The organism is Alkalihalobacterium sp. TH-98 (assembly GCF_057473385.1).
Map to the genome: position 1 here is coordinate 635331 of NZ_JBYCKM010000045.1, position 14113 is coordinate 649443.

The 14113-nt window shown below is 37.2% G+C and carries 14 protein-coding genes; 12 read left to right on the plus strand and 2 right to left on the minus strand.

Going from position 1 to position 14113, the window contains the following annotated elements; translation table 11 throughout:
- Positions 1–6 precede the first annotated feature (6 nt).
- The 4 genes from hflX (at position 7) to glnA (ending at position 4637) form a co-directional block, all read left to right on the plus strand.
- On the plus strand, positions 7–1329 hold the full coding sequence (hflX, locus tag AC2VNP_RS18765; protein WP_486918783.1) for a GTPase HflX: 1323 nt from the start codon (positions 7–9) through the stop codon (positions 1327–1329).
- Positions 1330–1346: 17 nt separating this feature from the next.
- Positions 1347–2615 (plus strand): methionine gamma-lyase family protein, encoded by a 1269-nt coding sequence (locus tag AC2VNP_RS18770; protein ID WP_486918784.1) that lies wholly within the window; start codon positions 1347–1349, stop codon positions 2613–2615.
- A gap of 234 nt (positions 2616–2849) precedes the next feature.
- Positions 2850–3245 carry a MerR family transcriptional regulator gene (locus AC2VNP_RS18775; protein ID WP_486918785.1) on the plus strand — a complete coding sequence of 132 codons (396 nt, stop codon included), beginning with the start codon at positions 2850–2852 and terminating at the stop codon, positions 3243–3245.
- Positions 3246–3287: 42 nt separating this feature from the next.
- Complete coding sequence (gene glnA, locus AC2VNP_RS18780; protein ID WP_486918786.1) at positions 3288–4637, plus strand: type I glutamate--ammonia ligase; 1350 nt, start codon at positions 3288–3290, stop codon at positions 4635–4637.
- Positions 4638–4804: 167 nt separating this feature from the next.
- Here glnA and lexA read toward each other — a convergent pair whose 3' ends face one another.
- Positions 4805–5431, minus strand: a complete 627-nt coding sequence (gene lexA / locus AC2VNP_RS18785; protein ID WP_486918787.1) for a transcriptional repressor LexA — start codon at positions 5429–5431, stop codon at positions 4805–4807.
- A 152-nt stretch (positions 5432–5583) separates the two neighbouring features.
- Here lexA and yneA point away from each other — a divergent pair, with 152 nt between their 5' ends.
- From yneA to AC2VNP_RS18825, 8 genes are all read left to right on the plus strand, one after another.
- A complete protein-coding gene (yneA, locus tag AC2VNP_RS18790; protein WP_486918788.1) occupies positions 5584–5877 on the plus strand; it encodes a cell division suppressor protein YneA in 294 nt (97 codons plus the stop codon).
- A 5-nt stretch (positions 5878–5882) separates the two neighbouring features.
- Complete coding sequence (locus AC2VNP_RS18795) at positions 5883–6536, plus strand: YneB family resolvase-like protein (protein ID WP_486918789.1); 654 nt, start codon at positions 5883–5885, stop codon at positions 6534–6536.
- 61 nt (positions 6537–6597) lie between these two features.
- On the plus strand, positions 6598–6837 hold the full coding sequence (locus AC2VNP_RS18800; protein ID WP_486918790.1) for a DUF896 domain-containing protein: 240 nt from the start codon (positions 6598–6600) through the stop codon (positions 6835–6837).
- Between the two features lie 141 nt (positions 6838–6978).
- Complete coding sequence (tkt, locus tag AC2VNP_RS18805) at positions 6979–8976, plus strand: transketolase (protein ID WP_486918791.1); 1998 nt, start codon at positions 6979–6981, stop codon at positions 8974–8976.
- A gap of 243 nt (positions 8977–9219) precedes the next feature.
- The gene (gene sirA / locus AC2VNP_RS18810; RefSeq protein WP_486918792.1) at positions 9220–9660 is read left to right on the plus strand and encodes a sporulation inhibitor of replication protein SirA; all 441 of its coding nucleotides are present in this window, start codon (positions 9220–9222) and stop codon (positions 9658–9660) included.
- Positions 9661–9780: 120 nt separating this feature from the next.
- Positions 9781–9996 carry a YneF family protein gene (locus AC2VNP_RS18815; protein ID WP_486918793.1) on the plus strand — a complete coding sequence of 72 codons (216 nt, stop codon included), beginning with the start codon at positions 9781–9783 and terminating at the stop codon, positions 9994–9996.
- Between the two features lie 215 nt (positions 9997–10211).
- Positions 10212–11975, plus strand: coding sequence for an ABC transporter transmembrane domain-containing protein (locus tag AC2VNP_RS18820; protein WP_486918794.1), 1764 nt, complete (start codon positions 10212–10214; stop codon positions 11973–11975).
- Positions 11965–13755, plus strand: a complete 1791-nt coding sequence (locus tag AC2VNP_RS18825) for an ABC transporter ATP-binding protein (protein WP_486918795.1) — start codon at positions 11965–11967, stop codon at positions 13753–13755. The genes AC2VNP_RS18820 and AC2VNP_RS18825 overlap by 11 nt, the downstream gene beginning before the upstream one ends.
- Positions 13756–13789: 34 nt before the next feature.
- On the opposite strand, the gene AC2VNP_RS18830 is transcribed toward AC2VNP_RS18825, so the two are convergent.
- Positions 13790–13975: a Spo0E family sporulation regulatory protein-aspartic acid phosphatase gene (locus AC2VNP_RS18830; protein WP_486918796.1), complete on the minus strand. Its 186-nt coding sequence runs from the start codon at positions 13973–13975 to the stop codon at positions 13790–13792.
- Positions 13976–14113: the final 138 nt, after the last annotated feature.

A 14113-nucleotide genomic window follows, 5' to 3' on the forward strand; every position in this document is an offset into this window, starting at 1 on the left:
GGACGTATGTGTAATATCTTCAAGACGGAATTAGAAATCAAAGGTTGTGAGTTCATAGTGCAAGAAGTTAGAAATGATTCAAAAGAACGCGTTATTTTAGCAGGTTGTCAAACGAAAGATAGAACTGACGACCATTTCTTATATTCTATGGAAGAGCTTAAATCTTTAACAGCAACGGCTAACGGTGAAGTTGTTGCTATGATTGATCAAAAGAAAGTGTCCATTGATCCGGCGACCTATTTAGGACGTGGTAAAATCGAGGAGCTTTCGCTGCTAATAGAAGAGAAAGAGCCAGATTTAGTCATTTTTAATGATGAGTTATCGGCTGGTCAAATTCGAAATATATCTTCTATATTTGGAGAAGATGTACGTGTGATAGACCGAACGCAGCTCATCTTAGATATATTTGCGCAACGAGCGCAATCAAGGGAGGGTAAGCTCCAAGTTGAGCTTGCCCAATTAAATTATCTTCTGCCCCGTCTTATGGGACGAGGTTTAGCTTTATCTCGTTTAGGTGGTGGAATAGGAACGCGTGGTCCCGGTGAAACACAGTTAGAAACTGATAGAAGGCATATCCGCCGTCGGATGGACGAAATCAAACAGCAACTATCAACGATTGTTCAACATCGCAAACAGTATCGCGAGCGACGAAAAGAAAATCAAGTGTTACAAATCGCCTTGGTTGGTTATACAAATGCAGGGAAATCTACGATTCTTAATCGGTTAACTGCGGCTGACACATTTGAACAAAACCTATTGTTTGCAACTTTAGATCCTACGACAAGGAAATTAAAATTACCGAGTGGATTGAACGTTTTATTGTCCGATACGGTAGGGTTTATTCAAGACCTCCCAACGACATTAATTGCTGCCTTCCGTTCAACGTTAGAGGAAGTTCAAGAAGCTGACCTGATCTTACATATTATTGATGCCTCACATGAGAATTTTAGTGAACACGAGAAGACAGTTTTAAAGTTATTAGAAGATCTTGATGTAAATGAAATACCGATGTTAACGGTCTATAATAAAGCGGATCTAATTCAGGATAAAGATGATGTTTTTGTTCATTCATCAGAACTTTTAATCTCAGCAAAAGATGAAAAGCAATTAAGAAAGCTACAAGATAAGATTGAAGAAACACTTAAACAAGAAATGGTCTTTTATAAAGCAAAAATTCATTCCGATCAAGGAAAATTACTAGCCAGAGTTAAAACGGAAACAATTCTTTTAAATCAAAGTTGGGATGAAGAAACAGAAACTTATGAATGTGAGGGATATGTTTATCCGAATCACTCACTTGCACATCAACTAAACCAATCAGAGCATTAAATAGCAGGGAGAATAGTATGTACGAACAGTTTTCATTTGGACAACAATTACAACCAATTGTAGAGAGAACAGAAAAGAAATTAAAAGAACAATTTCAAGAAATTGATCGAGTGACTGAAACAAACCAGCTTCGGGTTTTACAAGCCTTTCAAAAATTTCAGGTCGGTGATTTTCATTTTACACCTTCGACTGGCTATGGTTATGACGATACAGGGAGGGATACTTTAGAAGCGATCTATGCCCACGTATTTGGAGCTGAAGCTGGGTTAGTTCGACCGCAAATCATTTCAGGTACCCATGCGATCGCTACAGCATTATTCGGTGTACTGCGTCCTGGAGATGAATTGGTTTATATTACAGGTAAACCGTATGATACGTTAGAAGAAGTTGTAGGTATTCGAGGGAACGGAAACGGTTCTTTAAGAGACTTTCAAGTATCGTATAATGCGGTACCATTAACAGACGAGGGAACAGTAGATTTTACAGCTGTAGAACAAGCGATTACAAAAAAAACAAAAGTGATTGGGATTCAGCGTTCGAAAGGATATGATAACCGCCCTTCTTTCACTATTGATCAAATTGAACAAATGATTCGATTTGTAAAAGAAATAAAAAACAACGTTATTGTTTTTGTTGATAATTGTTACGGTGAATTTGTAGAATTGAAAGAACCATGCCATGTTGGCGCGGACTTAATGGCGGGTTCTCTTATTAAAAATCCAGGGGGCGGCATCGTAAAAACAGGCGGTTATTTAGTAGGGAAAAAAGAGTTAGTAGAGTTAGCATCCTATCGATTAGCAGCACCAGGTATTGGCGCGGAAGGTGGAGCCTCATTATACAGCTTGCTTGAAATGTACCAAGGGTTCTTTTTAGCTCCTCATACCGTGACTCAGGCGTTAAAGGGAGCCCACTTTACGGCTGCGTTCCTCGAAGAATTAGGAATGAATACACAGCCTGCATGGTACCAAAAAAGAACAGACCTTATACAATCCGTACAATTTGACGATCGTGAAAAGATGGTTGCATTCTGTCAGGCAATCCAACAGGCGTCACCGATTAATTCACATGTCGTTCCACATCCAAGTCCCATGCCAGGTTATGAGGATGATGTCATAATGGCGGCAGGAACTTTTATTCAAGGGGCAAGTATCGAGCTGTCAGCGGATGGTCCGTTGCGTCCGCCTTATGTTGCCTATGTACAAGGGGGATTAACCTATTCTCACGTGAAGATTGCAGTTGTGAAGGCTGTAAATCATCTATTGGAAAAGAAGTATTTGATACTATAAGGCTAAAGCACTCAAAGGAGTGCTTTTTTTTATGGAATTTAATTAAAGAAAAGATGTAATGGAGGTCATAGAAAAAAGATCTACATAGGGATAAACGAAAGAATGCTAAAAGTTAAAAAAGATCGAAAAAAGTAATAATTTGAAAAAAACCAATGTTAACTTTCCTCACATCTATTGACATGATAGCTTACATCTATTATTCTAATAATAAGTTCTAGAGAAGGAGGTTTGGTTATGAGCGATCAAATCCGTCGTAATATGCCACTGTTCCCAATTGGTATTGTAAAACAGTTAACAGAATTATCTGCAAGACAAATTCGTTATTACGAAGAACATGGGCTCATTCATCCAGTGAGAACAAATGGAAATCAACGTTTATTTTCATTTAATGATGTAGATAAGCTCTTAGAAATTAAGACATTAATTGAACAGGGTATTAATATATCAGGAATTAAGAGAATTCTTGAGTTAAATGAAAAAGCGGCTGAAATGGGGACATTAGCTCAAGGAGAACCAGCTGAAATCTCTGATAAGGAACTGCGTAAACATTTAAAGAATGAATTGATAATGGCCGGTCGAAACGGGAAGGCTTCTATTATACAGGGGCAGCTATCTCGCTTCTTCCACTAAAATCAATTCTTTTAATATATTCTTGAAAGGGGAATACATAATATGGCTAAGTTTACTAAAGAAGATATTCTAAAAGTTGCAAAAGAAGAAAATGTACGTTTTATTCGTTTACAGTTTACTGATTTAATGGGGATTATTAAAAACGTAGAAATTCCTGTCAATCAACTTCCAAAAGCGTTAAGCAACCAAATGATGTTTGATGGTTCATCAATTGAGGGATTTGTTCGTATTGAAGAGTCTGATATGTATTTATATCCAGATCTCGATACTTGGGTAATCTTCCCGTGGACTTCAGAAAAAGGTAAAGTAGCACGTCTAATTTGTGATGTTTACCAACCAGGAAAGCCAGGTGAAGAGCCGACTCCATTTGCTGGAGACCCGCGTGGTATCTTGAAGCGTGTATTAAAAGAAGCAGAAGAGCTAGGTTTTACATCGTTCAACATCGGACCTGAACCAGAGTTCTTCCTTTTCAAAAATGATGAAAAAGGTGAGCCGACTTTAGAATTAAATGATAAAGGTGGCTATTTCGATTTAGCTCCTACAGACTTAGGAGAGAACTGCCGCCGCGATATCGTACTTGAATTAGAAGAGATGGGCTTTGAAATTGAAGCATCCCACCATGAAGTAGCTCCAGGGCAGCATGAAATTGATTTCAAATATGCAGATGCAATTAAAGCGTGTGATGAGATCCAAACATTTAAGCTAGTTGTAAAAACAATTGCTCGTAAACATGGATTACATGCGACGTTTATGCCTAAACCATTATTTGGTGTAAACGGGTCAGGAATGCATTGTAACATGTCTCTATTCACTCCTGAAGGAAATGCTTTCTTCGACGAGACGACAGAATCTCAGTTAAGTGAAACAGCAATGCAATTCCTAGCTGGTATTTTAGACCATGCGGAAGGGTTTACAGCTATTACGAACCCGCTAGTAAACTCATATAAGCGTTTAGTTCCTGGTTACGAAGCACCAGTATATGTTGCATGGTCAATGCGTAATCGTAGTCCATTAATCCGTATTCCAAACTCTCGTGGTCTAAGTACTCGTGTAGAAGTTCGTTCTCCAGACCCTGCTGCGAACCCTTACTTAGCAATGGCTGTTATGCTGGCTGCTGGACTTGATGGAATCAAGCGTAAGCTTACTCCACCAAAAGCAACTGATCGTAACATCTACATCATGAGTAAAGAAGAGCGTGAGGAAGAAGGAATTAAAGATCTTCCAGCAACTTTAAAAGAAGCAATGGATAAATTATCTCAAGATGAAGTGTTAATTAAAGCTTTAGGCGAGCATGCGGTTGAGCACTTTATTGAAGCTAAAGAAATCGAGTGGGATATGTTCCGTACACAGGTTCACCCTTGGGAGCGCGAACAGTACCTTTCTTCATACTAAAATCTGTAACCCTTGGAGCTATATGCTTCGAGGGTTCTTTTTTTGATGGATAAGCTGCGGAAAAAGTATCCCACAAAAATTTTCCCGGTAATTTTGCCGACATAATAAAGAAAAAATTTCTTCGTACTGTACAGAAAGCATAAAAAATACCCCGGTTGGGGTACTTTTTAATGGATGGTTCGGAATACACCAATCACTTTTCCAAGAATTGTACAGTTGTTAAGAATAATCGGCTCCATTGTTGAATTTTCAGGTTGAAGACGTATATAGTCTTTTTCACGGAAAAAGCGCTTAACGGTTGCTTCATCTTCGTCGGTCATAGCAACTATAATGTCACCATTGTTTGCTGTTTGCTGTTGACGCACGATGACCATATCTCCATCGAAAATACCGGCTTCTATCATACTATCTCCATCAATGATAAGAACATAGACTGAATCGTTTGAGACTAGTCTTTCCGGTAAAGGAATATACTCTTCCACGTTTTCGATAGCTGTAATAGGTTGTCCAGCTGTAACTTTTCCGATTACTGGGACAAAAGCGGTTCTTGTATCTATTCCAGGTTCAGCATCAACTTGATCTTGATCAATAACTTCAATTGCTCTTGGTTTTGTAGGGTCACGGCGAATAAGTCCTTTTTTTTCAAGCCGAGAAAGGTGACCGTGTACAGTAGAACTTGATGCTAGCCCTACAGCTTCACCGATTTCTCGGACTGAAGGTGGATAACCTTTTTTTCGAACTTCGGTTTTGATATAGTCTAAGATTTCTTGTTGTCTTTTTGACACTTTTGTCATCACTGACACCTCATTTATCCAATTAATCTTAAATAAAGTATATCATGTCAAAAAAACGGATGCAAACATAAGTTCTAATTTATCATTGACACGAATAGGTGTTCTCCTCTACAATATTAGACAAGAACATACATTCTTATGAGGTGATTTTGATGAAACTAGTAAATTTAAGTCGACAAGAGATATCTCTAGTGATTATATTTGTACTTTCTATCTTATTTTTTGCATTTATGTCAGTGGCTGGCGCTGAAAAACAAGGGTTTGCAGAACCGATTGAAGTAGTTGTTAAAGAGGGAGATACATTATGGGGGTTTGCAACTAAATATGATCATCCATTTTCAATTGATGAGTTTATACAATGGGTGCTCCAAACGAATGAGATGCAAGAATCTAATTTAATTGCAGGTCAAACATTAGTTATTCCAGTAGATACAAACAGTAGGTGAATATATTGGTAAAGGCAGTTATTTATTGCAGGGTAAGTACGAAAAATGATGAGCAAACTTCATCTTTAAACAGACAAGCTGAAGAATTAATGGATTTAGCTAACCGCCTTCAGTTTGAAGTGATACAGGTTATAAAAGAGCGGATGAGCGGCTATGAAACAGATAGAGAAGGAATCATTGAAGTATTAGAATTACTTAAGAATGATGCAGATGTATTACTTATACAGGATGATACAAGGTTAGGGAGAGGTAATACAAAGACTGCACTTCTATATCAGATTAGAAAAATGAACAAAAAGATTTATACCCTTTCTAATTTAGGGAACGAACTAGAACCAACTGAAATGGACACGATACTAATGGATATCATTGGAATTGTGGAGGAATATCAACGGAAATCACATAACATGAAAATTAAAAGAGGTATGAAGAAAGCTATAAATAAAGGCTACCGCCCCCAAATGAACTTAACAAATCTTCAAATGGGCGGACGAAAGAGAAAAGAATTACCAATCGAAGAAATTATCAAATTAAGAGATAAAGGACTTACTTTTTCTGAGATTAGCAGTTTTTTAAATGGGATTGGTTACGATACCTCGAAGGCAACGGTAAATCGGCGATATTTAGAGCATATTGAAAAAGTCAACAAAGTTGAATGATATTAGTTGTTCGTGTACATTAATAGAAGGAATGGATGAGTCTTCTAGGAGGAATAAATTGATGTTATCAAAAGAGAAAATTGCACGAATAAATGAATTAGCCAATCGAGCTAAAACTACAGGATTAACTGCAAAAGAAGTGGAAGAACAGAAGAAATTAAGAGCAGAATATGTAAAAACATTTCGTGCATCGTTTAAAAAACAACTTCACTCTGTTAAAGTCGTTGATGAAAAGGGACAAGATGTTACTCCTGAAAAGTTAAAAGATGCCAAAAAAGGAAATAATGATATAAAACATTAATTGGATGATATTGTTTATTATCGTAAAAGCTAACTTTGATAGATAAAATTTACTTTGTTTCCTTGTTAAAATAAGAAAGAAAGTATATGATGAAAAACGTATAGACACTAGTTAGATATAATAGAAAGGGTGACAAAAGGGATGACTTCTCACGTTGAAAAATTAGCAGTAAATACGATCCGAACGTTATCGATCGATAGTATTGAAAAAGCAAATTCAGGACATCCAGGTATGCCAATGGGAGCGGCACCAATGGCATTTTCATTATGGACAAAATACATGGCGCACAACCCTAGCAATCCAGACTGGTTTAACCGTGACCGTTTTGTTCTTTCAGCAGGGCATGGTTCGATGTTACTTTATAGCCTCTTACACTTAACAGGTTATGATTTATCGATCGAAGAATTACAAAATTTTAGGCAGTGGGGAAGTAAGACACCAGGCCATCCAGAGTTTGGTCATACGCCAGGTGTTGAAGCAACTACAGGCCCTTTAGGACAAGGTGTCGCAATGGCAGTAGGTTTCGCAATGGCAGAACGACATTTAGCTAGTACATATAATAAGGATAATTTCCCAGTTGTTGACCACTATACGTATTCTATATGTGGTGATGGAGACTTAATGGAAGGTGTTTCTCAGGAGGCAGCTTCACTTGCAGGGCATCTTAAACTAGGTCGTCTCGTGATTATGTATGATTCAAATGATATTTCTTTAGATGGCGATTTAAATATGTCTTTTTCTGAAAATGTAGCACAACGTTACGAAGCATACGGGTGGCAAGTGATTCGTGTTGAAGACGGGAATGACCTTGACGAGATTGGAAAAGCCATTGAGTCTGCAAAAGCCGATGACCGTCCTACATTAATAGAAGTGAAGACGACGATTGGTTATGGATCACCAAATAAATCAGGTAAATCTGCATCACATGGTGCACCGCTAGGTTCAGATGAAGTTAAATTAACGAAGGAAACCTATGAGTGGACGTTTGAAAATGAGTTCCATATTCCTGAAGATGTTGCTGAATACTATGCGAATGTAAAAGAAGCTGGGGCTAAACAAGAAGCTGAGTGGAATGATATGTTCTCGAAATATAAAGAAGCGTATCCTGAGCTTGCTAAACAATTAGAAATGGCTATCAAAGGCGAGCTTCCACAAGGATGGGCTGATAATGCACCTGTTTATGAAGTAGGAAAAGGAGTGGCTACTCGTTCTGCTTCAGGTGACGCTATTAATGCATTTGCGGCTACAGTTCCACAATTAATTGGTGGTTCAGCAGACTTAGCTTCATCGAATAAGACAATGATGAAAAACACAGGTAATTTTAATCGTGAGGACTATAGTGGTCGTAACATTTGGTTTGGTGTTCGTGAGTTTGCGATGGGTGCAGCTGTAAATGGTATGGCTCTCCACGGCGGCGTTAAAGTATTCGGTGCAACGTTCTTCGTTTTCTCGGATTACTTACGTCCAGCAATTCGCCTGTCTGCACTAATGAAATTACCGGTAATCTATGTATTTACACATGACAGTATCGCGGTTGGTGAAGATGGTCCAACTCATGAGCCTGTGGAGCAACTAGCTTCATTACGTGCTATGCCTGATATTTCAATCATTCGTCCTGCCGACGGACATGAAACTGTCTCAGCATGGCGTTTGGCTCTAGAGAGTAAAGATCAGCCAACAATTCTCGTATTATCACGTCAAAACCTAACGACGCTTGAAACAACACAAGAACATTCTTATGAAGGTGTGAAAAAGGGTGCTTATGTCGTTTCAAAAGCGATCGGAAAAGCTAGTGCACTATTACTAGCAAGTGGATCTGAGGTTACATTAGCAGTAGAGGCTCAAAAAGTGTTAGAAAAAGAAGGCATCTATACATCTGTTGTAAGTATGCCAAGCTGGGATCGTTTTGAGCAGCAGTCTGCTGAATATAAAGAAAGTGTCATTCCGAATGAAGTTAAGGTTCGTTTAGGTATCGAAATGGGCTCTTCATTAGGTTGGAGTAAGTATGTAGGCGATCAAGGCGATGTGATTGCCATTGACCGTTTTGGTGCATCTGCACCAGGTGAGAAGATCATGGAAGAATACGGATTTACCGTTGAGAATGTCGTTGCTCGTGTTAAAGCAATGCTTCAAAAATAATATTATTTGCTACAAAAGGACTGACTGTTAAGTCGGTCCTTTTATGCGTACTCAGTCCTTTAAAATAACAACAACGAAACAAGCTCTTTTATTATATTAGGTTTTGGTGGTGGTAGATAAATTTTCGTCCACGCACAAGTATTTCTAAACAATCGACAAAATTAGAAGGTATGTTCTCCATTAAAGTGACAACAATTTTTCTTCGACTATATTATACTTGTCAAAAATGGTGGGGGGATTATAATGCGAAAATATGATATCTACCTAATTAATGAAGAGGTTGCTCAATATTATTTTGGACAAGAGTCTAAACTTTTTCACTTATTCTTAGATGAGACAAGAGCGTTAGATGATACTAAAGACATTATAAAAAAACAAATTGAATATATATCAAATCCGATATCTGTTATTGAACTACAACAAAAATTACTCCAATCCTTTAAACATCGTACGGATTATTTCTTTTTTGATCATGCCCATCGTATTCATTTGACTGAACCATATAGTAAAGCCCAGTTGTTTATCTTTCCGAATTATATACATATGGTCAGTGACGGATCGTTTGAAGCGGAAACGATGTTTTTTGAAGTGATGAGGAAAATAAGCCCCTCTTTTTTTGCGCTCGATGTTTCAACATACAGGTACGGATGGTTAAACCCAATTAAACAAGTTAAGCTCGTATAAAGATTTTTTCTTTAGACCTTTTCTTCACTGATGGGTTACGTTATAATAAGTAAGATTGTACTATTCATTCTATAATAATTTGATGAAAATGTTTTTCAACAAGAAGGAGGAAGCCGTTTTATGTGGATTAATATCCTAGTAGGTACATTGTGCCTAATTGGTGGAGTTGCGATTGGCTTTTTTATTGCCCGTAAAACAATGATGAATTATTTAAAGAAAAACCCACCAATTAATGAACAAATGTTACGTGTCATGATGATGCAGATGGGACAAAACCCGTCACAGAAGAAAATCAACCAGATGATGAAGGCGATGCAAAAGCAAACGTCTAAATAAATAAAGGACAAGCACCTCATTAGGAGGTGTTTTTTATTTGTAAAGGGCGTTTATAATGAGAAGACAAATCGTTAGAATTAGAATTCTTTTTCCAAATATAAGGATAGACCTATAGCCAGATACGTGACGATTTGCTAAAATTATTCTGTCGTTTCGATTTTCGAAAGATTTCTACTATTATTAAAAGCAATATAGAGATAGAAAAGAGGGAAATAATGAAGGTCTTTATTGATTTGTGGTGGTACTTTAAGAAAGAAAAGCGCCGATATGGATTTGGGATCCTAACTTTGATGGTCGTATCTTTCTTATCTCTATTACCTCCTTATATTGTAGGCGTTATCGTTGACCATATTGAACGAGGTACACTTACAAAAGATATATTATTGCAGTGGGCATTGATTTTACTAGGAATTGGGGTTGCCACTTATATTTTTAGATATATTTGGAGAATTATGATTTTCGGTGCCTCTATTCGTCTTGCTAGATTGTTGCGTAATCAACTGTATGAGCACTTTACCAATATGTCACGCAGGTTTTATCAGAAGCGTCGTACAGGAGATTTAATGGCTCATTCAACGAATGATATTAAAGCGATTGAGCAAACTGCAGGTGCCGGTGTCCTGACTTTAGTCGATTCTTTAACAATGGGTGGCTTTGTTATTATTACAATGGCTGCTACGATAAGTTGGAAGCTGACCTTAATTTGTCTGATCCCTATGCCTTTTATGGCGTTATCGACGAGCTATTATGGTTCATTACTGCATAAACGCTTTGCAGGAGCTCAAGCAGCATTCTCAGAACTTAACGATAAAGTTCAAGAAAGTATGACAGGAATCCGGGTAACGAAAGCATTTGGTCATGAAGACGCCGATGTTGAGTCTTTTAAGAAAAAGTCAAATCAAGTCGTAGAAAAAAATGTTGCCGTAGCAAGGGTAGATGCCTTATTTGACCCGACGATTTCATTGATTGTAGGAATCTCGTATTTTCTTGCAATTGTTTTTGGTGCAAGGTATGTCATAGCTGATGAGATGACGATTGGTCAATTAACGAGCTTCACTATTTATTTAGGATTACTTATTTGGCCAATGCTGGCTTTTGGTTGGTTATTTAATATAGTAGAACGAGGAAGAGCTTCTTACGGTCGAGTATCGTCGATATTGAGTGAGAAGATTGAGATTAGTGACTCCGATGCGAAGCACAGTGAAATGCCTGAAGGAAATATTTCATATCATATTGACTCGTTTAATTATACTGAAGGTGAAAAGAATACATTAGAAAATATTCATTTTGCCATTCAGAAAGGGCAAACTCTTGGCATCGTAGGAAAAACTGGAAGTGGAAAAACGACACTTCTCAAGTTATTAATGCGTGAATTTGATGTAACTGACGGCGAAGTACACATAGATCATCGTTCAGTGAAAGACTATGATTTTGATGCTTTACGAACGGCCATTGGTTATGTGCCACAAGATCACTTTTTGTTCTCAGCGACTATTGCTGATAACATTGCGTTTGCTAAACCAACTGCTTCTATTCAAGAGATTATCGATGTGAGTAAACTAGCGTCTATACATGAAGATATCGTTCGTTTTCCTGATGGTTATGAAACGATTGTTGGTGAACGCGGAGTTACTCTTTCAGGCGGCCAGAAGCAAAGAATATCTATTGCTAGAGCCCTTATTTTAGACCCTGAAATATTAATACTAGATGACTCTCTATCAGCAGTTGATGCGAAAACGGAAGAACAAATCCTTCACGCGCTACGTTATGAGCGAAAGAAAAAAACAACGATTATTACCGCGCATCGCTTGAGTGCGATTAAACATGCGGACTTAATAATTGTTTTAGATGAAGGGAAAATTATTGAGCAAGGAAATCACACAATATTAATGGAGCAAAATGGTTGGTATCGAAAAATGTATGAGCATCAACAACTCGAGTCTTTGGTGCAGCAAGGAGGGGACAATCATGCAACATAAAGATCGTGTTCTTAGTGCAAAAGAACAACGTGCTGTTTTTAAGAGATTGCTAGCTTATACAAAACCACATATAAAAACGATGACATTTGCTTTTGTACTGTTAATCCTTGCGACAGGTGCCGATATTGTAGGTCCTATTCTTGTTAAGATTTTTATTGATGATTATTTAACACCGCGTGTATTTGAATTTAGAGCTTTAGTTATATTAGCAACTACGTATATCGTACTTCATTTAAGTGCTGTTATCTTAAATTATGTTCAATTGTTTACGTTTCAAAAAGTAGCTTTGAAGATCATTCAACAAATGCGAATTGATGTATTCTCAAAAGTTCAGAAACTAGGACTCTCTTTTTTCGACCGCACTCCAGCTGGAGGATTAGTATCACGAATAACGAATGACTCTGAGTCGATAAAGGAACTATATGTAACGGTTTTAGCAACTTTTGTACAAAACTTTATATTCTTAATTGGAATTTTTGTAGCGATGTTTTACCTCAATGCGCAATTGGCGTTTTTCTGTTTATTCCTATTGCCTATCTTGTTTCTATTGATGCAAATGTATCGAAAGTTCAGCTCTCGCTTTTATGCGGATATGAGTGAAAAGCTGAGCCATTTAAATGCTAAGTTAAATGAATCGATTCAAGGAATGTCGATCATTCAGTTATTTCGCCAAGAACGCCGGATGAGAAAAGAGTTTAAAGACATTAATGATCAGCATCAAAAAGCCTGGATGAAAAGCATGAAATTAGATGGACTTTTACTAAGGCCAGCTGTGGATTTTGTTTCGATCTTAGCGTTAATTTTAATTTTAAGTTATTTTGGTATAACTTCATTAAATAGCCCGATCGAGATTGGGGTATTGTATGCTTTTGTCAATTATTTAGATCGCTTCTTTGAACCTGTTAATCAGATGATGATGCGCCTTTCTCTTTTTCAACAAGCGATCGTTTCTGCCGGAAGGGTATTTAAATTACTCGACCATGATGAACTTGCTCCCACTCAAGTAGGGGATCATTCAGCTAAGGTTACGAAAGGTGAGATCGAATTTAAAAACGTTACTTTTTCATATGATGGGAAAACCGATGTTTTAAAAAATATCTCTTTTAAAGTAAATGAAGGTGAAACTCTAGCCCTTGTAGGTCATACCGGTAGTGGGAAAAGTTCAATCATAAATATTTTGATGAGGTTTTATGAGGTAAAAGAAGGAGAAATTTTAATTGATGGTCAGCCGCTTCAGGCTTTCTCCGAAGCAGAGTTGCGCAATCGATTAGGTTTAGTTTTGCAAGATCCTTTTATGTATACAGGAGATATCAAATCGAACATCCGCCTGTATCATGAGCATATTACAGATGAACATGTAGAAGAAGCTGCAAAGTTTGTTCATGCTCATTCATTTATTGAAAATCTTCCAAACGGTTATGACACAGAAGTAGCAGAACGTGGATCCACATTATCAAGCGGGCAGCGTCAACTTCTATCATTTGCAAGAACGATGGCCATTCAACCAAAAATATTAATATTAGATGAAGCTACGGCTAGTGTTGATACTGAAACTGAAGAAGCCATACAAATTGCATTAGAAAAAATGCGAAAAGGAAGAACAACGATAGCAATTGCTCACAGACTTTCTACTATAAAGGATGCGGACCATATTATTGTTCTCCATCAGGGGGAAATTGTCGAGCAAGGTAATCATGAAGAATTGTTAAAGCAGTCAGGACTTTACCATAAGATGTATTTGTTACAACAAGGCGTTGAAAAAGAGGTTGGAATATCATAATAAAAAAGCCTTAACTCTTGAATTAGAATAGGAGTTAAGGCTTTTTTAATTGTGGTTCTCTCTCATTTGATTTTTGTAATTGGTCGTAAGAGTTTAATAGTCTATCAAGTTCTTGACTTTGCTGTACGGCAATTGGAGAACTTAATCCATACATTAGACCTACTGTAATTAATTTATTTCGTTGCTCTTCTATCGTTGCTAGTATAATATCTCTACACATGATGTTCTCCTTCGTATTTACATCTATTAAAAATTATACAAAAAACTGGATAAAATCTCAACTGATTGAAAGAAAATTACACAATTATCAATTTTTGTTATATGAGAATAATATTAATTTAAATAAATTCGCTCGATG